The organism is Rhodococcus sp. PD04 (assembly GCF_035918275.1).
Classification (GTDB): domain Bacteria; phylum Actinomycetota; class Actinomycetes; order Mycobacteriales; family Mycobacteriaceae; genus Rhodococcus; species Rhodococcus rhodochrous.
Map to the genome: position 1 here is coordinate 1,459,385 of NZ_CP142143.1, position 19,318 is coordinate 1,478,702.

Genomic DNA, 19,318 nt, shown 5'->3' on the forward strand with positions numbered 1-19,318 from the left:
GGGGTCCTCCGAAGGGTGCCCGCCGCGCCCGGTCCGAAACCCACCGGAAAAGGCGTGAGCCGGGTCGGTCGCCCCTTGCGGGGACGAACCGACCCGGCTCACATGAGAACCGTCAAGGGCCCGAAGGGTCCGAAACGGAGCTTCTAGCGACCGAAGGCCTTCTCGATGATCTCCTGCTGCTCGACAGCATGGACCTTGCTCGAGCCGGACGACGGTGCCGACATCGCACGACGCGACACGCGCTTGATGCCGCTGAGCTTCTCGGGCAGCAGTTCCGGCAGCGCGAGGCCGAGGAACGGCCAGGCACCCTGGTTCGCCGGCTCCTCCTGCACCCAGAAGAACTCGGTGGCGTTCGGGTACTGCTCGAGCGTCTCGGCGATGCGGCGACGCGGCACCGGGTACAGCTGCTCGATGCGCACGATCGCGACGTCGTCACGACCTTCCTTCTGCTTCTTCGCCAGCAGCTCCCAGTAGATCTTGCCGGAGGTGAGCAGCACGCGGGTGGCCTTCGTGCGGTCGGCCGTGCCCTCCTCGTAGGGGACCTCTTCGAGCAGCGAACGGAACTTGCCCTGCGTGAAGTCCTCGACGTTGCTGACCGCGGCCTTGTTGCGCAGCATCGACTTCGGCGTGAATACCACCAGCGGGCGGCGGATGCCGTCGAGGTGATGACGACGCAGCAGGTGGAAGTAGCTCGCCGGGGTGGACGGAACCGCGACCGTCATCGAGCCCTCGGCGCACAGCTGCAGCCAGCGCTCGATACGGCCCGAGGTGTGGTCGGGACCCTGGCCCTCGTGGCCGTGCGGCAGCAGCAGCACGACGTCGGAGAGCTGACCCCACTTGGCCTCACCGGACGAGATGAACTCGTCGATGATGGACTGCGCGCCGTTGACGAAGTCGCCGAACTGCGCCTCCCACAGCACGAGCGCGTCGGGGTTGCCCACCGAGTAGCCGTACTCGAAGCCCAGGCCCGCGAACTCGGTCAGCGCCGAGTCGTAGACCATGAAGCGGCCGCCGTTGCCGGCCTGGTTGGCCAGCGTGGCGAGCGGGCTGTACTCGTCGCCCGTCTTGCGGTCGATGATGACCGAGTGACGCTGCGTGAACGTGCCGCGACGCGAGTCCTGACCGGCCAGGCGCACCAGGGCACCCTGCTCGGCCAGCGAACCGAACGCGAGCAGCTCGGCGAACGCCCAGTCGATCTTGCCGTTGCGCGACATCTCGCGACGCTTCTCGAGCACCGGCTTGACGCGCGGGTGGACGCTGAAGCCCTCGGGCGCCTCGGCGAAGGCATCGCCGATCCGCTCGAGCACCGACCGGTCGACGGAGGTGTCGAGACGCTTCGGCGGGGTCTGGTCGAGCTCGACCGACTCCGACGGCTCCGGCGGGTACTTCTCGAGTTCGCGGACCTCGTTGAAGACCCGTTCGAGCTGTCCCTGGTAGTCGCGCAGGGCGTCTTCCGCTTCCTTGAGCGAGATGTCGCCGCGGCCGATCAGGGCCTCGGTGTAGCTCTTGCGGACGCTGCGCTTGGTGTCGATCACGTCGTACATCGCCGGCTGGGTCATCGACGGGTCGTCGCCCTCGTTGTGACCGCGGCGGCGGTAGCAGATCATGTCGATGACGACGTCCTTGTGGAACTTCTCGCGGAAGTCCACGGCGAGCTTCGCGACCCACACGCAGGCCTCGGGATCGTCGCCGTTGACGTGGAAGATCGGCGCGCCGATCATCTTCGCCACGTCGGTGCAGTACTCGGACGAACGCGAGTGCTCGGGCGCGGTGGTGAAGCCGACCTGGTTGTTGACGACGATGTGCACGGTGCCGCCGGTGCGGTAGCCGCGCAGCAGCGCGAGGTTCAGGGTCTCCGCGACGACGCCCTGGCCGGCGAACGCAGCGTCGCCGTGCAGCAGCAGCGGCAGGACGGTGAAGCCGTCCTCACCCTTGTCGAGGATGTCCTGCTTGGCGCGGACGAGGCCCTCGAGCACCGGGTTGACCGCCTCGAGGTGCGAGGGGTTCGCGGTGAGCGAGACCTTGATGTCGTTGTCGCCGAACATCTGGATGTAGGTGCCCTCGGCGCCGAGGTGGTACTTCACGTCGCCGGAGCCGTGCGCAGCGGCCGGGTTCAGGTTGCCCTCGAACTCGGAGAAGATCTGCGAGTACGGCTTGCCGACGATGTTCGCGAGCACGTTCAGGCGACCGCGGTGCGGCATCGCGATCGCGACCTCGTCGAGCGTGTGCTCGGCGGCCTGGTCGATGATCGCGTCCATCATCGGGATGACGGACTCGGCGCCCTCGAGCGAGAAGCGCTTCTGGCCGACGTACTTGGTCTGCAGGAACGTCTCGAACGCCTCGGCGGCGTTGAGGCGGCTCAGGATGTACTTCTGCTGGGCGACCGTCGGCTTGACGTGGTGCGCCTCGACCCGCTCCTGCAGCCACTGCTGCTGCTCGGGCTCGAGGATGTGGGTGTACTCGACACCGACGTGGCGGCAGTACGCATCGCGCAGCACCGACAGCACGTCGCGCAGCTTCATCTTCTGGCGGCCGTGGAAGCCACCGACGTTGAACTCGCGATCGAGATCCCACAGCGTCAGGTCGTGGGTCGTGACGTCGAGGTCGGGATGCGACCGGAACTTGTCGCGCACGAACTGCAGCGGATCGGTGTCGGCCATGAGGTGGCCACGGCTGCGGTAGGCGGCGATGAGCTCGAGCACACGGGTGTGCTTGTCGACGAGGCCTTCCGGCACGTCCTTGCGCCAGCGGACCGGCTCGTAGGGGATGTGCAGGGTGTGGAAGATGCCGTCGTAGAAGTCGTCGCTGATGAGCAGCTCGTGGATCTTCTTCAGGAACTCACCCGACTCCGCGCCCTGGATCACGCGGTGGTCGTAGGTGGAGGTGAGCGTCAGCAGCTTGCCGATGCCCATCTCGGCGATCCGTGCGTCGGACGCACCCTGGAACTCGGCCGGGTACTCCATCGCGCCGGCGCCGATGATCGCGCCCTGGCCCTGCATCAGACGCGGGACCGAGTGCACGGTGCCGATGCCGCCCGGGTTGGTCAGCGAGATCGTGACGCCCGAGAAGTCGTCGCCGGTGAGCTTGCCGTCGCGGGCGCGGCGCACGATGTCCTCGTAGGCCGAGTAGAACTGCGCGAAGTTCATCGTCTCGCAGTTCTTGATGGCCGCCACGACCAGCGAACGCTGGCCGTTCTTGCCCGGCAGGTCGATCGCGAGACCGAGGTTCGTGTGCGCGGGCACGACGAGGTTCGGCTTGCCGTCGACCTCGGCGAAGTGGTTGTTCATGTTCGGGAACGCCTTGACCGCCTGGACGATCGCGTAACCGAGGATGTGCGTGAACGAGACCTTGCCGCCGCGGGTACGCGCGAGGTGGTTGTTGATGACGATGCGGTTGTCGAACATCAACTTCGCGGGGACCGCGCGAACACTGGTGGCCGTCGGGATCGACAGCGAGGCGTTCATGTTCTTCGCAACGGCAGCAGCGGCGCCGCGAAGAACCTTCTTCTCCTCGGTGGCCTGGCCCGACGGGGCAGCGGCGGGCTTGGGAGCCGGCTTCGCGGGTGCGGCCTGGGCCTTCGGCTGCGCCGCAGTCTTGGTCTCCGCCTTCGGGGCAGGCTTGGCCGGTGCGGCCTTGGTCTCGGCCTTCGGTGCGGGCTTGGTGGGGGCCGAAGCAGAGGAACTCGGCGCAGATGCTGTGCTCGGCGCGGGCTTCTCGGTCGTGGCGGTGTCGGAACCGTTGGTACCTCCGGCCACCGCAGCTTCCGGCGAATAGTCGGTCAGAAATTCGTGCCAACTCGCGTCCACGGACGAAGGGTCGTCCTGGAAGCGCTGGTACATCTCGTCAACCAACCACTGGTTCTGTCCGAACTGTGATGTAGAGCTGCTGCTCACGGCAGTTGTTCGCCTCGTTTCTTTCTTCGGTACCCGATCGGAGCGCCTGTGAATATGAGGCTAGCCCGTGGCATGTGACGATCCGAACTGACCGCGCATGTCGGTGGGCTACCTCACAATCTGGTGCGATGGGGTCTCCATCGATGACGGTTCTCGAGAGCCGATTATTCCCTCTAAGGTGCATCGGCGCAGCGCGCACCCCGTTACAAACGTGAGGACGATCTCATGTTCGATCCTTCCGTCGACGAAGTGAGCAAGGCCTCGGGCTCCTCCGGAACGAGACCACCGGTAGCGAGTTGCCACAAAGTGGTGTACAGACCTCCCGCCCGGCGGAGCTCGTCGTGGGGCCCGCACTCGACGATACGGCCGTCGTCGACCACCACCACCAGATCGGCGCGCGCGGCGGTCGCGAGACGGTGCGCCACGACCACGGCCGTACGCGAGCGGGCCACCCGCGCACCCGCCTCGAGCACCGCTTTCTCGGTGGCGGGATCGAGGGTCGCGGTGGCCTCGTCGAGCAACAGCAGATCGGGATCCACGAGTTCGGCGCGCGCGAGCGCGATGAGCTGACGCTGGCCGGCCGACAGACCCTGACCGCGCTCACCCACCGGATGGTTCATGCCTCCGGCGAGTCCGGCGATCATCTCGAGCGCTCCCACGGCGCGCGCGGCCGATTCGATCTCCTCGCGCGTCGCGTCGGGCCGGCCGTAGGCGATGTTGGTCGCCACCGTGCCCGTGAACAGGTGCGCCTCCTGCGGCACCACACCGAGCCGGCCCCGGTAGTCGCGCAGGCGGTAGCGGCGCAGATCGGTGTCGTCCACCCGCACCGAACCGGACGTCGGATCGTAGAACCGGGCGAGCAGTTTGACGACCGTCGACTTCCCGGCGCCGGTGCGGCCCACCAGGGCGACCGTCGACCCGGCCGGGATCGACAGGTCCACATCGCTCAGCGCCTCGCGATCGGCCTCGCTGTAGCGGAAGCCCACCTGTTGCAGATCGACATCGCCGCGGAGGTGCCCGGTGATGGCGACCGTGCCCTCCTCGGCCGACTCGAGCGAGCTCTCGGTCCGCAGCAGGTCGCCGATCCGGCGCAGACCGACCCGCGCCTGCTGGTAGCCGTCGAAGACCTGGGACAGCTGCTGGATGGGCGCGAACAACAGGTTCAGATACAGCACGAACGCGATCAGCACACCCGGGCCGACGGCCCCCGAGGCCACCTCGCGGGCGCCGACGAAGACGACCGCCGCGAGCGCCAGATCGGACAGGAAGGCGATGAACGGGAAGTACAGCGAGATCGCCCGCTGCGACCGCAGGCGACTGCGCCGATAAGCCTCCGCACGCTCGGCGAAGCGGCGTGCCGCGGTCTCCTCCCGGCGGTAGGCCTGGGCGGCGCGCAGGCCGGTGACGTTCTCCTGGAAATCCGCGTTCACCAGGGAGATGCGTTCGCGGGACTGCGCGTACGCCGTCCCCGAGACCTTCCGGAACCACAGGGTCGCGCCGACCAGCACGGGCAGCACCGCCAGTACCACCAGAGCCAGCGACAGATCGGTCGCGATCAGCGCGATCGAGATACCGGTGAGCGTCAGCACCGCCACGACCGCGGTGGACAGACCGGTCTGGATGAACTGCGACAGTGCGTCCACATCGGTCGTCATCCGCGTCATGATCCGGCCCGACAGCTCACGTTCGTAGTAGTCGAGTCCGAGTCGTTGCAGGTGCGCGTACGAGCGCACACGCAACCCGAACAGCACCCGTTCGCCCGCCCGCGCGGTGAGCACGGTGAGGATCGCCACCACGAACCAGCCGAGCAGCGCGAGCACCACACCCGCTGCGGTCGCCTGCCACAGCCGGGACGGATCGCCCGGGGTCACCCCGCGGTCGACGGCGTACCGCACCAGTGACGGGAACGCGATGCTCGTCAGCGACTCCACCGCCAGGCACAGCACGACGACCGCCAGCAGGGCGCGCACCGGACGCAGCGTCGTCCACAACCGGAACTGCGGGTCGGGCAGGCGCAGGGCCTCGGACTGCAGGGCCGGGTCGCGTCCGGGGGTCTCGGTGGCCGGGGGAAGCGCGTCGACGGCCGCGCGCAGTTCCGGGGTGGGAGCCACCGCGCCGAGCGCACCGGACACCGGCCCGCCGCGGCCACCTCCACCCGCCGGTCCACCGCGACCTCCACCGACCGCCGGAGGGTTCCGGACGGTCCCGGACGCCTCGTCGTCGTCCGGTTCCTCCGGCCACAACTCACCGGCCGGAACCGGGCGTTCCGGTGCCGGTGGGGCGTCGTCGTCGGTCGAGAGCAGACGCCGGAAGACGGGACTGCGCTCGTCGAGTTCGTCGACCGTCCCGATGTCGACGATGCGCCCCTCGTCGAGCACGGCGACCCGGTCGGCGAGTGCGAGCGTCGACCGTCGATGGGCGAGCACGAGGGTCGTGCGGCGCCGGCCCGCCCGCAACGCACCGTAGATCGCGGCCTCCGTCTCGGCGTCGACCGCCGAGGTCGCATCGTCGAGGATCAGCACCCGCGGATCGACGAGCAGAGCCCGCGCCAGCGCGACCCGCTGCCGCTGCCCGCCGGACAGGGTCAGGCCGCGTTCACCGACGACCGTGTCGTAGCCCTCGGGGAGGGCCTCGACGAAATCATCGGCGCGTGCCGCCGCGGCCGCGGCGCGGATCTCGTCGTCCGACGCGTCGGGCCGCCCGAGCGCGATATTGGACGCGACGGTGTCGGAGAACAGGAACGGCTCGTCGAAGACGAGGCCGACCGCGCCGCGCAGGTCGTCGGCGCGGAGCGTGGCGATGTCGATGTCGCGGCCGTCCGAGGTCAGGCACACCGACCCGCGGTGCGGAGCGTAGAAGCGGGGGAGCAGCAGCGACAGCACGGTCTTGCCCGACCCGGCCGGACCGACGATCGCGACGGTCTCGCCGGGCGCGATCTCCAGGTCGAGGCCGCGCAGCACGTCCCGGTCGTCGTCGAAACCGAACGTGACGTCCTTCAGGTGCACCCCGAGCGGGCCGTCGGGCAGCTCGACGGGATGCGGGGGATCGGCGACGTCGGGTTCGGTGTCGATCACCTCGTACACCCGCTCGACGGCGGCGCGGGACAGCTGCGCCATGATCACGACCTGCGAGAGGGTGCGGGTGGTCGCCGTCATCGTCGCCACATAGGCGGTGAACGCGACGAAGGTGCCCACGGTGATCACGCCCTCGAGGGCGAGCCACCCGCCGAGTGCGATGGTGGCGACGAGCCCGAACTGGGGGATCGCACCCATCGGCGCCGAGAACCAGGCGTTGATCCGGGCCGCGCGCAGACGCTCCGCGTACAGCCTGCGACCGTGCTCCTCGAGCTGGTCGACGGCATGCGACTCCTGCCCGAAGCCTTTCACGACCCGCACGCCCGTGACCGTCTCCTCGACGTGCTGGGCGAGATCGGCCGCGCGCTGCTGTGCCGACCAGGTCGCGGCGAACAGCTTCGGGCGCACGACCCGGACGATGCCCGCGATGATCGGGACGATGATCACCGCGACCAGCGTGAGCAGCGGCGAGAGCGTCGTCATGATCACCAGCGCGAGCACGAACTGCAGCAACGCACCCGCCGACATCGGCACCATCGCGAGCAGGCCCTGCACGAGTTGCAGGTCGGTGATGGACCGCGAGACCACCTGACCCGTGCGGATGCGGTCCTGACCGTGGCCGTCGAGACGCTGGAGCGAGCCGAGCAGGCGCAACCGCAGGTCGTGCTGCACGTCGAGCGACAAGCGTCCGGCGAGCATGCGACGTCCGTACTGGCAGCCGAACCGGATCACCGCACCGACCGCGATCGCCGCCGCGACCAGACCGATCAGACGCAGGTCGTCGGCGGGCACATCGCCCTGCCCGGTCGCGCTGTCGACCGCCACCTTCGTCAGCAGCGGGAAGGTGATGTCGATCAGAGCGGCGACGACGGTGACGGCCAGCGCCCCGACGGCTGTTCGGCGGTGTTTCAGGCATTCGGCGACGAGCCGGGAAATCCATCCCGGCGAACGCGGAATCGGGTCGTGTGCCATCGAACCGACATTAGCGCCGAGCGACGACAGGGCAGGTCGGAGCCGCTCGGCGAGGGTCGGAGACGCAGGTCGCCGGAGGTGTCAGACGACGTCGGCAGTGCGGGCCCGCCACCAGCCGAGTCCGCCCAGCACCACGGTCCAGAGGACCAGGAGCAGCGGAGCCGCCGGCCACGTCATCTCCAGCGTCACGTCCTCGGGCATCGACACCGCCGAGAACAGCACGTACCAGGTGACCTGCGCCGGCAGGTACGACGCGATCGCACCGAGCCCGAGACCGTGCAGGACGACCGAGACCATCAGCTCCCCGAACGGCACCCACGCGCAGATCGCGAGCACGCTGCCCGTCGTCGACCGTGTGAGCAGACCCAACCCGGCTCCGATGAGCGACCACATCAGTGCGCAGAACAGGCCGATGCCCATCACCTTGACGACCGATCCGAGGTCGGCACCGTCGAAGCCCCCACCGAACAACACGAGCGTCGCGGCCGCCGCGACTTCTGTGACGAGGCAGTACAGCAGCCCGATCACGGCGACGGTCGCGAACTTCACGCCGACGACCCGGTCGCGTCCGCGTGCGGTGAGGAAGGTCGTCACGATCGTGCGGTGCGCGAACTCGCTGCCCGTTGCCACTGCGCCGAAGATCGCGGCGAACAGGAACACCAGCGACAAGGAGAGCGAGATGCCGACCGCGGCTGCGACGGCCTCGGCGAAACCGTCACCGAAGCCGAGTTCGAGTTGCCGCGCGACCGGCAGCGTCAGCGCCCCGCAGAACAGACCCACCAGCAGCGGTGCGATGCCGAGGATCCACCAGTAGCGCAGGCTCAGGACCTTGCGGAACTCGGCGGTGAGAAGCGCGGTCATGCGGTGGGACCTCCTTGCCCGGTCGGCGGTCGGTTCGGCTGCCCCCACTGCGACTGCGGGTACTGCTGTGCGTTCGGATACTGCTGGGCACTCGGGTACTGCTGTGGGATCGGGTATTGCTGGGACTGTGGGTACTGCTGGGCCTGCGGATACTGCCCGCCCGGCGGATGGTGCGGGCCGTGCCCCGGATACTGCGCGACCGGCGCGGCCGCGTAGCGCCCCGCCGTCATCGCGAGGTAGACCTGCTCGAGATCGACGTGCTCGACACTCGTTCCGAACAGCGTCACCTCCGCGGTCGCGGCGAACTCGGCGATGCGGTCGGCAGACACACCGACCACCGCGAGCCGTCCGTCCTGCTGCACCTGCGCGTCGGTGTGCCCGGCCGCGGCGAGAGCGGTCGCGAGGCGGGCCGGATCGGAGGCCGCGACGAACACCCGCGAGCGGTAGGCGTCGCGCAGGTCGGTCATCGAGGTCTCCGCAACGAGGTGACCGTTCGCGATGATGACGAGACGGTCGGCCATCTGCTCGATCTCCCGCAGGATGTGGCTCGAGATCAGCACGGTCCCGCCGTTGGCGGCGAACGCCCGGAGGAAGTCGCGCAGCCAGGCCATGCCCTCGGGGTCGAGTCCGTTGGCCGGTTCGTCGAGCACGAGATACCGCGGTTGCCCGAGCAGGGCCGTGGCCAGGGCGAGTCGCTGCCGCATGCCGAGGGAGAACTCGCCGATGCGACGCCTCGCGACCGCCCCCAGACCGACGAGATCGAGCATCTGCCTCGCCCGCTCGTCGGGCACGCCGATCGCGGCGCAGTAGACCTGCAGGTGCGTCAGCGCCCGGTGCTTCGGGTGGGCGCTGCGCGCGTCGAGCACCGCTCCGACGACCTGTGCGGGCTGCTGCAGGGAGGTGAACGGCACGCCGTCGACGAAGGCGTTCCCGGCGCTCGGCCGGACGAGGCCGAGCATCATGCCGAGCGTGGTGGTCTTGCCCGATCCGTTGGGGCCGAGGAAACCGGTGATCGAACCCGGCGGCACCGTGAACCACAGATTCGATACGGCCGTGTGGTCACCGAACGTCCTGCTCAGGCCCTGGACGGCGATCCCCGCGCCCGGCGTCCCCGAGGGCACCCGGGGATCGGGTGTGCCGTACGGCGGTTGCGCTGACGGTGCTGTCACGTATTCCGACCCCCGCGTCGTCGAGATGTGGGTGCGGCTCGTGCCGCGGTCGCCGTGAGCTTACGGGTCAGCCGAGGAAGGGCAGGACGGCGTCGAGGAATTCGCGGGGCGCGTCGAGCTGAGGACAGTGCCCGGCGTCGGGGATGATCACCACCCGTCTCCGGCCGCCGGACTGCACCCGTCGCGCCGCGTGAGCGGGCGTCAACCGGTCGCGAGCGCCCCACACGAGCAGGGCCGGCATGTCGAGGGCGTGCACCATCTCCGGGATCGGCAGCCGGCCGAGTTCGCCGATCGCGTGCCGGCCCACCGTCAGCAGCGTGTCGACCTGTTCGCGTGTCGCGTAGTTCGCCGCGAACGCCGTGCGCGCCGCCCGGTCGAAGGTGCCGCGCCGGTGCACCGCGGCCCGCGCGTACAGGGCGCCCATGGCCTGCTGCATCACCGGAGCAGGCAGTGGGCGCAGCAGCAGACGCGACAGTTCGACCGGCATGCGCGCACCCCGCGTCCACCACCGCGGGATCCCGGCGAGACCCGGCATGTCGGCGAGCACCACGCGATCGACCCGGGACGGGTGGACCGACGCGAACACCAGCGCGGTGACCGCACCGAGCGAGTTCCCGACCAGTGACACCGGTTCGGGAACGTCGTCGACGAGGTCGGCCAGGACGTCGACGTAGTGGTCGAGCACGGGTGTCTCCCAGTGCTGCGCGCTGCGTCCGAAACCGGGCAGGTCGACCGTGAGCACCCGGTGCCGTTCGGCGATCGCCGGCGCGACCTTGCACCACGTACCGCCGTGATCGGAGAAGCCGTGGAGCAGGACGACGGTGCGTGGTCCCGCACCGGACTCCCGTACGAACACCTTCCCGCCGGCCGGCACGGTCAGTCCTTCGTGACCGGAACACCGGCGTCGAGCGCCGGTGCCTCTCCGCTCGCCGGGAGGACGGGTCGGGCGGCGGGCCACGCGGTCGGAGGCGGACCGAAGGCGTCGCGTGCGTTCTGGATCGTGCGCTTGCCCAGCGTGCGGTTGCCCACGCCACCGATTGCGGCACCGATACCCGCGGGGACGAGCTTGCCGATCAACAGCGGACTGCGCTTGGCGAAGTACCGGCGGATGAACTTCTTGACCAGGGAGTTGTTCAGCGTCTTCAGCTGAGTCCCACCCGCGCCGCTGGTCAGGGCCTTGGGCCAGTTGCGCAGTGACGCTCCCGTTGCGGTCGCGACGATCTCCCGGCCGGCGTCGCCGAGCGAGACGGCGAGCACCAGCGCGCGGCGCTGTTCGTGGCTGTGGGGCTCGATCCCGTGCACCGACGCGATGGCCAGGGTGAGCAGCGCCGACGCCTCGAAGAAGAAGGCCGTCTCGGCGCCCACCGCGCCGATGGCCGCGAGGGTCCCGACGCCGGGGAAGGCCGCGGTCGCACCCGCCGCCGACCCGCTACCCGTGACGCTGAGGAGGAACTGCTTCTCCAGACGCTCGATGATCTGCGCCGGGGACTCGTCGGGGTGTGCGCGCCGCATGAGATCGACGTACTTGGCCACCGCAGGACCCTGCAGTCTCGCGCCGTTGTCCAGCATCTTGACGATGAAGGCCTCTGCGATGCCTGGTTTGCTGCTCATCGTGCCCCTGTTCTCCGGTGCTCTTGTCTTCCGGACCGCTCTCACTACCCTGGTGCCATGACCGGGTCCGCAGTCGGTGTGTCGGACGGCGCCAGGCGGCGTCCGGCGCCCCTGCTGACACCCTACGTACGGTCGTACGAGGGGTATCGGCTCGACGGTTTCCCGCCGGGGACCCACCTGGGTATGCCCTCTCCGGAGGTCACCGTAATCCTCACGATCTCCGAATCCGTCGAACTCTCGCGGGGCGACGGACGGTCCCCGGAACGTTTCGACGCGCTCGCCGGAGGACTGTCGACGCAGCCGGTGCAGATCGTCCACCACGGACGGCAGCACGGCATCCAACTCTCGCTCACCCCCGCAGGTGCCCGCGCACTGCTGGGCGTGCCCGCTGCCGCGCTCGGCCCGTGGGCCGTCGATCTCGAGGACGTCATCGGCGCCGACGGCCGGGAGCTGTTCGACCGGATCTCCGCGACCGCATCCTGGGACGAGCGGTTCGCCGTCCTCGACAGGATTCTCACCCGTCGCGTGGTCCGCGCGCGGTCGACGAGTCCGGACGGGCACCTCGTCCACGCATGGCACCTGCTCGTGGCGGATCCGGCGCGCCCGGTCCGCGCCGTCGCGGACGAACTCGGATGGAGCCGGCGACACCTCGCCAACCGGTGTGCCGCCGAGTTCGGACTGTCCCCGAAGGACGTGGCCCGGGTGGCGCGCTTCGACCGGTCACGACGGATACTGCGGGCCGACCCCGGCCGCCGCCTCGCCGACGTCGCCGCGGAGTGCGGCTTCTACGACCAGGCGCATCTGGCCCGCGACTGGCGCGATCTGGCAGGCGTCCCGCCGTCGCGGTGGCTCGAGGACGAGGTGTTCCCATTCGTCCAAGACGACGAAGGCGTTCCGGGCCGACACTCGGAGACATGACGAACACAACGAATTCCACGCAACAGTCGGCCACTCTCGCACCCACCGGCGACTCGGTGTGGCCGTGCTTCGCCTACACCGACGCCCGGGGCGCGATCCGCTTCCTCGTGGACACCCTCGGGTTCGCCGAAGCGGAGGTCTACGGGGAAGGGGACCGCGTCGACCACGCCGCCCTGCTCTGGCCGCACGGCGGAGGGGTCATGCTCGGCTCGACCGGTCGCGGGTCGCCGCTCGACCAGCACGCCGACAGGGGCACCGCCTATCTCGTGCTTCCCGACGACGCGACCGTCGACGCCCTGTACGAGAGGGTCCTCGCCTCGGTGCAGGCCGAGGACCCGGCGGTCCGCGCGACCGTGACCGTCGAACTCCGCGACGAGGACTACGGATCGCACGGCTTCACGTGCCGCGACCCCCACGGCGTCCATTGGACGATCGGCACCTACCGGCCCCGTCGGCCGTAGGAAGCTCCTCACGGAGCAGGGGCACGGATCAGCGGGCGATCGCGCCGTGCCCCTCGGGGACCACCTCGCTCGGGCGCGGCGGGGGCGGCGGTGTGCCGTCCCCGAACGCCCGCCCGCCGAGCGCCTCACGGCCGTGCGGATCGAGCCAGTTCGACAGGTCCGGTCCCTTCGGGACGATGCCCGTCGGATTGATGTCGGTGTGCACGAGGTAGTAGTGCTGCTTGATCTGTACGAAGTCGACGGTGTCCCCGAAGCCGGGCGTCTGGAACAGATCCCGCGCGTAGGCCCACAACGCAGGGAAGTCCACCAGCCGGTTCCTGTTGCACTTGAAGTGCCCGTAGTAGACGGGATCGAACCGGACGAGCGTGGTGAACAGGCGCACGTCGGCCTCGGTGATGGTCTCGCCCACGAGATAGCGCTGCACCCCGAGGCGTTCCTCGAGCCAGTCGAGGCGGGCGAAGAGCCGGTCGAAGGCCTTCTCGTAGGACTCCTGCGAACCCGCGAAACCACACCCGTACACGCCGTTGTTGACGTCCTGATAGACGAGCTCGGCCACCTCGTCGATCTCGTCCCGCAGCTCCTCCGGATACAGATCCGGGGCACCCTCGCGGTGGAACTGCGTCCACTCGGTGGAGAAGTCGAGGGTGATCTGCGGGTAGTCGTTCGTCACGACCTGCCCGGTGGGCACGTCGACGATGGCCGGGACGGTGATGCCCCGGTCGTATCCCGGGAAGCGCGCGAAGTATGCGTCCTGCAGGCGCGGGATGCCGAGGACGGGGTCGACCCCACCCGGGTCGAGGTCGAACGTCCAGCTGCGCTCGTCGTGCGTGGGGCCGCACAGTCCCAGCGACAGGGCGTCCTCGAGACCGAGCAGTCGCCGCACGATGAGGGTGCGGTTGGCCCACGGGCACGCCCGGGCCGCGATGAGCCGGTACCGCCCCGACTCGACGGGATAGCCGTCGCGCCCGTCCGCGGTGATGCGAGTGGGGATGTAGTTGGTGTCGCGGGTGAACTCCGCACCCGGCTCGACGTACTTGTTCTCGGTCACCTACGCATCCTTCCGCACACTCTTCACTTCTCGGGTGGAACCCGAACCGTCACGAGGGTTCCCCAGATGTCGTATCCCGACACCGCCGCGACCGTGCGGGCACCGCGGTTGTCGCGGCGCATGCGGGCGAGCGGGACGAGTCCGGCGTCGAGCGCGTCGTGGGTCGCCAGCGTCGCGACGGTCGACGCGAGTCCGAGCCGGCGTGCTGCCGGTGTCGTCAGCACCCGCACGTCGGCCATCAACGACCCGAGTTCGCTGTACGCCGCGCCGGCGAGGGGCCGGTGGTCGTCGTCGAGCAGTACGAACACGCGCGACGGTCCCGTCGGCGACAGCTCGGCCTCGGTGACGTCGTCGGGCGGGCAGCACCGCAACAGTTCGGCGAGGTCCTCGGGGTCGTCGGAGATGAGCGGGTTCTCCACGCGTGTCGCGTCGATCCAATCCGTGCACAGGGCGAGGATCTCCGTGCGCCCCGCGTGGCCCGCGACGACGAGTTCGGCGTTCGGGGCGTCGATCTCGGCCGGGTCGGGTTCGGCCGCGAGGCGGGAGACCGCGGTGTCGGGGCCGACGATCGCGGTGGTGCGTCCCACGGCGAGCAGTCGGACGTCCCGGACCGAGTCGTCGATCCGCGTGACGCAGCCGGGTTCGACGAAGGCGCCGTCGGGTAGGCCCAGTGCACGACACCACGCGAGGGCGGCGATGCTCGAGATGTGCGGGTCCACCCAGCTACCGTAGACCGCCGACGAGGGGAGAGGCCCGGTGAGCGACGACAGCGAGGTGGGCACACACGACCGCGCATCCGAGGTGGACACGCGCGACCGCGCGTTCGAGGTGGCCGTGGAGATGTCCGACGGTGCCCGCTGGGCGGCGTTGGGCGCACTGTGCCTGGGCTTCTTCATGATCCTGGTGGACAGCACGATCGTTGCCGTCGCCAACCCGGCGATCATGCGGACCTTCGGGGCCGACATCGCCGCCGTCGTGTGGGTCACGAGCGCCTATCTGCTCGCCTACGCGGTCCCGCTGCTCGTGACGGGCCGCCTCGGCGATCGCTTCGGTCAGCGCCGGGTCTATCTCTGTGGGCTCGTGCTGTTCACGATCGCGTCGCTGTGGTGCGGTTTCTCGTCGACGATCGAGATGCTCATCGTCGCCCGCGTGTTCCAGGGATTCGGTGCGGCGCTCATGTCGCCGCAGACCATGGCCGTGGTGACGCGGATCTTCCCGCGTGAACGGCGCGGGACCGCGATGGGCCTGTGGGGCGCTGTGGCCGGGGTCGCGACACTCGTCGGGCCGCTGGCCGGCGGTGTCCTGGTCGACGGCCTGGGCTGGGAGTGGATCTTCTTCGTGAACGTGCCCGTCGGGATCGTCGGGTTCGCGCTCGCCGTGCGGTACGTGCCCGTGCTACCCACGAGCCCGCACCGGTTCGACGTGCTCGGCATGCTGCTCAGCGGTGCCGGACTGTTCTGTCTCGTGTTCGGGATCCAGGAGGGCAATTCCTTCGAGTGGACCTCCCGCGTGTGGGCGCTGATCGGGCTGGGCATCGTCCTGCTCGTCGTGTTCGTCGTCCAGCAGTCGCGCAACCGCGGTGAACCGCTCGTACCGCTGTCTTTGTTCCGGGACCGCAACTTCGGGCTGGCGAACATCGGCATCGCGACGATGGGTTTCGCCATCACCGGCGTCATGCTGCCGATCATGTTCTACGCCCAGTCGGTTCGCGGTCTGAGTCCGACGGGCGCCGCGATGCTCATGGTGCCGATGGCGGTCTTCAGCGGTGTGCTCGCTCCGCTCGTGGGCAGGCTCGTCGACCGGGTCCATCCGCGGCTGATCGCCGGCACCGGCTTCTCGCTGCTCACCATCGGGCTGGGTTGGCTCGCGCTGGTGATGACCCCGGACGCGGAGATCTGGCAGTTGCTGCTGCCGATCGCCGTGATCGGGGTGGCGAACGCGGGCATCTGGTCGCCGCTCTCGGCCACCGCGACGAATGGTCTCGCACCGAGCCGGGCGGGTGCGGGCTCCGGTGTGTACAACACGACGCGTCAGGTCGGTGCCGTGATGGGAAGTGCCGCTCTCGGCGCCATGATGGCGGCGCGGTTGACGGCCAACGGCGTCGGCGGGGGAGGAGGATCGGCGGAGATGGAGACGACCGGTTCCGTCCTGCCGGAGCCCCTGCATGAACCGTTCGCCGCGGCGATGGCCGAATCGTTGTGGCTGCCCGCCGGCATCCTGCTCGTCGGGCTCGTGGCCGTGCTCGCCTTCGACCGGCCCGCGAGTCAGAAGGAACAGCGTGCCGCCGAGGAGCGTTCGGCGGCAGCGAGCGCCTGACGGACCTCGCATCGACCCCCGCGGCGCCGCTCGAGGTGTCCGTGACCCGCCGTTTCCTCACATGGTTGTGATCCACGCCATATAGTGCAGGCACGCACGCCGGGTGGGAGGTGGCATGTCGGTGGCCGTAGTGGAAATTCCTGCAGGGAGTCGTTGGCTCCGGGACGATCGGGTCACTCGCCGCGACAGCGGCATCCTCCAGTACGACTGCCTGGAGCCGTGCCTCGCCGAGCTGCTCGACCGGAGTGCGCTGCGCTTCGCGAACCGCGTCGCGGTGGTCGACCGGTGCGGCCGCACACTTACCTACCGCGAACTGTGGGCCGCCGCTGCCCGCGTCGCCGGTGGCCTCCTCGATCAGGGTGTCGGTCCCGCCGACCGGGTGGTGGTCCACCAGCCGAACGGGGTCCGCTGGCTCATCGGTTTCCTGGGCGTGGTCCTCGCCGGGGGTGTCCCGGTGCTTCCCGACCCGAGTTGCAGCCCCGAGGAGGCCGCGGAGATCGAGGTCCACAGCGGGGCGGTGCTCACCCTCGACTCCGATCTGCCCGACGGCGTCGCCTTCCTCGACGGAGGCGCGTCACCGGACGAACTCGCGGTGCTCTACTACGTGCGCGTCGCCGGTGGTGGACTGCGCGGCGTCGAACTGACCAACACCAACGTGCTGTCGACGATCGAGGCGGTCGCCCACGCGATGGATCTCGTCGGTGACGGCGTACGGACGGTGCTGACGGCGCCGTTGTCCACGGCAGCCGGATGCAGCGTCCAGTTGCTGCCCACCCTCGCCTTCGGGGGAACCGTCGTGGTCTCGGGATCCCGTGTGATCCGCGCACCGTGGCGCCATCTCCGCGCCGCCTTCCCCGCCTCGCGCTTCGTACGGGGATGGGGTGTCGCCGAGACCGGCGGGATCGGTCTGCTGCTCCCTTCGGAACACCGCGCCCGCCATCCCCGCAGTGTCGGTGTGCCGTTCGGAGGGATCGAGGTCGCGCTGCTCGGACCCGACGCCGAACACGGCACCGGCGAACTGCTCTGCCGCGGACCGAGCGTGGCCCGCCGCTACTGGTGCGATCCGTGCGCCACGGACGAGGCGTTCACGGACGACGGCTGGTTCCGCACGGGCGATCAGGTGCGCATCGACGACGAGGGCTTCGTCGAGCAGATCGCCGTCCGGGTGTCGTGAACCCTGGAACAGGTTCTCGTCGGGTATACAGCCTGTAGCCGGGTGAACCGGCATTTTCCGTAGTGGAGAGGTGTGTCCATGTCCGACGTAGTCCTGCTCGAACGACGCGATCGCGTTCTCGTCATCACCATCAACCGGCCCGAGGCGCGCAACGCCGTCAACGCCGCCGTGAGCCACGCGCTCGCCGAGGCGGTCGACCAACTCGACAGCGACGACTCCCTGTCTGTCGGCGTGCTCACCGGCGCCGGCGGCACCTTCTGCGCGGGCATGGACCTCAAGGCATTCGTCGCCGGCGAGAACGTGGTCGTACCCGGCAAGGGTCTCGGCTTCACGGAGGCGCCGCCGCGCAAACCGCTCATCTCCGCCGTCGAAGGATTCGCCCTCGCCGGCGGAACCGAACTCGTCCTGGCCACCGACCTCGTCGTGGCCGCGAAGGACGCGAAGTTCGGCATCCCGGAGGTCAAGCGCGGCCTCGTCGCCGGTGGCGGCGGCCTACTGCGCCTGCCGTCGCGCATCCCCTACCAGAAGGCCCTCGAACTCGCCCTCACCGGGGACGCGTTCACCGCCGAGGAAGGCTACGGATACGGTTTCGTCAATCGCCTCACCGAACCCGGTGGGGCACTCGAGGGCGCATTCGAACTGGCCGAGCGCATCACGGCGAACGGACCGCTCGCCGTGGCGGCGACCAAGGAGATCATCGTCCGCTCGGCCGACTGGTCGAGCGAGGAGGCGTTCGCGAAGCAGATGGAGATCATGGCGCCCGTGTTCACCTCGGAGGACGCACGTGAAGGCGCCACTGCCTTCGCCGAGAAGCGGCCTCCCGTGTGGAAGGGACGCTGATCGCCGGACACTCGAGTTGAGGGAACGAGAGATGGTGAGGATCGCGTGACCGACGGATTCGCAGAACTGCACGTGCACATCGAGGGCACGCTCGAACCCGAGTTGATCCTCGCCCTCGCCGAGCGGAACCGCGTCGAGCTGCCCTATCGCGATCTCGACGATCTGCGCAGTCGCTACGAGTTCACCGATCTACAGTCGTTCCTCGACCTGTACTACGCGAACATGGAGGTCCTGCGCACCGCGCAGGACTTCGCCGACCTCGCCCGCGCCTATTTCGCTCGCGCGGCGCGGGCGGGCGTCACCCGCGCGGAATTCTTCTTCGATCCGCAGGCCCACACCTCGCGCGGTGTTCCGCTGCACGAGGTCGTGGCCGGACTCTCCGACGCCGTCGCCGGGGCACACCGGGAGTTCGGGGTCGACGCGGCGATGATCGCGTCGATCGTGCGCGATCGCCCTGTGCCCGAAGCACACGAGGTGTTCGGCGAACTGCTGCGCCTCGGCGCGCCGATCATCGCGCTCGGCCTGGACTCCGCGGAGGTGGGCCACCCGCCGTCGCTGTTCGAGGACGTCTTCGCGCGGGCACGGGCCGAGGGTCTCCACATCACGGCGCACGCGGGGGAGGAGGGACCGCCGGAGTACGTGTGGCAGGCGCTCGACCTCCTCGGTGCCGAGCGCATCGACCACGGCATCCGCTCGCTCGAGGATCCCGAACTCGTCGCGCGCCTGGTCGACGAGAGTATTCCGCTCACCGTCTGCCCGTTCTCGAATGTCCGTCTCCGCGTGGTGGATACGCTCGCCGACCATCCGTTGCGTCGCATGCTCGAGGCGGGCCTGTCGGTGAGCGTGCACTCGGACGATCCCGCCTATTTCGGCGGCTACGTCGACGACAATCTCGCGGGGCTGAAGGACCGGCTCGGCCTCACCGAGGCCGAACGGGATGTGCTCCGGCGCAATTCGTGGGACGCCGCCTTCCTCTGAGCC

The 19,318-nt window shown here is 69.4% G+C and carries 14 protein-coding genes; 6 read left to right on the forward strand and 8 right to left on the reverse strand.

Features of this window, described 5'->3' with window-relative positions; all coding sequences use genetic code 11:
- Positions 1-143: 143 nt before the first annotated feature.
- From U9J23_RS06830 to U9J23_RS06855, 6 genes are all read right to left on the reverse strand, one after another.
- Positions 144-3,893: a multifunctional oxoglutarate decarboxylase/oxoglutarate dehydrogenase thiamine pyrophosphate-binding subunit/dihydrolipoyllysine-residue succinyltransferase subunit gene (locus tag U9J23_RS06830; RefSeq protein WP_080968289.1), complete on the reverse strand. Its 3,750-nt coding sequence runs from the start codon at positions 3,891-3,893 to the stop codon at positions 144-146.
- Between the two features lie 203 nt (positions 3,894-4,096).
- Positions 4,097-7,939, reverse strand: coding sequence for an ABC transporter ATP-binding protein (locus U9J23_RS06835; RefSeq protein ID WP_326602018.1), 3,843 nt, complete (start codon positions 7,937-7,939; stop codon positions 4,097-4,099).
- A gap of 81 nt (positions 7,940-8,020) precedes the next feature.
- Positions 8,021-8,800, reverse strand: a complete 780-nt coding sequence (locus U9J23_RS06840) for an ABC transporter permease (RefSeq protein ID WP_059382954.1) — start codon at positions 8,798-8,800, stop codon at positions 8,021-8,023.
- Positions 8,797-9,921 carry an ABC transporter ATP-binding protein gene (locus tag U9J23_RS06845; protein ID WP_059382953.1) on the reverse strand — a complete coding sequence of 375 codons (1,125 nt, stop codon included), beginning with the start codon at positions 9,919-9,921 and terminating at the stop codon, positions 8,797-8,799. The genes U9J23_RS06840 and U9J23_RS06845 overlap by 4 nt, the downstream gene beginning before the upstream one ends.
- Before the next feature lie 115 nt (positions 9,922-10,036).
- A complete protein-coding gene (locus tag U9J23_RS06850) occupies positions 10,037-10,843 on the reverse strand; it encodes an alpha/beta fold hydrolase (RefSeq protein ID WP_059382952.1) in 807 nt (268 codons plus the stop codon).
- Between the two features lie 2 nt (positions 10,844-10,845).
- On the reverse strand, positions 10,846-11,580 hold the full coding sequence (locus tag U9J23_RS06855) for a hypothetical protein (protein WP_059382951.1): 735 nt from the start codon (positions 11,578-11,580) through the stop codon (positions 10,846-10,848).
- A gap of 57 nt (positions 11,581-11,637) precedes the next feature.
- Between U9J23_RS06855 and U9J23_RS06860 the strand changes: the two genes are divergently transcribed.
- Both U9J23_RS06860 and U9J23_RS06865 read left to right on the forward strand, forming a co-directional pair.
- Complete coding sequence (locus U9J23_RS06860; protein ID WP_059382950.1) at positions 11,638-12,498, forward strand: AraC family transcriptional regulator; 861 nt, start codon at positions 11,638-11,640, stop codon at positions 12,496-12,498.
- Positions 12,495-12,959, forward strand: a complete 465-nt coding sequence (locus tag U9J23_RS06865) for a VOC family protein (protein WP_059382949.1) — start codon at positions 12,495-12,497, stop codon at positions 12,957-12,959. The genes U9J23_RS06860 and U9J23_RS06865 overlap by 4 nt, the downstream gene beginning before the upstream one ends.
- A 28-nt stretch (positions 12,960-12,987) precedes the next feature.
- Here the strand turns inward: U9J23_RS06865 and U9J23_RS06870 are convergent, their stop codons facing one another.
- Positions 12,988-14,007, reverse strand: a complete 1,020-nt coding sequence (locus U9J23_RS06870; RefSeq protein WP_085468818.1) for a glutathione S-transferase family protein — start codon at positions 14,005-14,007, stop codon at positions 12,988-12,990.
- A gap of 23 nt (positions 14,008-14,030) precedes the next feature.
- Complete coding sequence (locus tag U9J23_RS06875) at positions 14,031-14,726, reverse strand: hypothetical protein (protein ID WP_059383054.1); 696 nt, start codon at positions 14,724-14,726, stop codon at positions 14,031-14,033.
- Positions 14,727-14,847: 121 nt separating this feature from the next.
- Between U9J23_RS06875 and U9J23_RS06880 the strand changes: the two genes are divergently transcribed.
- From U9J23_RS06880 to U9J23_RS06895, 4 genes are all read left to right on the forward strand, one after another.
- Complete coding sequence (locus U9J23_RS06880; protein WP_059383053.1) at positions 14,848-16,323, forward strand: DHA2 family efflux MFS transporter permease subunit; 1,476 nt, start codon at positions 14,848-14,850, stop codon at positions 16,321-16,323.
- A 130-nt stretch (positions 16,324-16,453) separates the two neighbouring features.
- On the forward strand, positions 16,454-17,497 hold the full coding sequence (locus U9J23_RS06885; protein WP_085468817.1) for a class I adenylate-forming enzyme family protein: 1,044 nt from the start codon (positions 16,454-16,456) through the stop codon (positions 17,495-17,497).
- A gap of 78 nt (positions 17,498-17,575) precedes the next feature.
- Positions 17,576-18,337, forward strand: coding sequence for a crotonase/enoyl-CoA hydratase family protein (locus U9J23_RS06890; RefSeq protein WP_106200362.1), 762 nt, complete (start codon positions 17,576-17,578; stop codon positions 18,335-18,337).
- 45 nt (positions 18,338-18,382) lie between these two features.
- Positions 18,383-19,315, forward strand: coding sequence for an adenosine deaminase (locus U9J23_RS06895; protein ID WP_059382945.1), 933 nt, complete (start codon positions 18,383-18,385; stop codon positions 19,313-19,315).
- Positions 19,316-19,318: the final 3 nt, after the last annotated feature.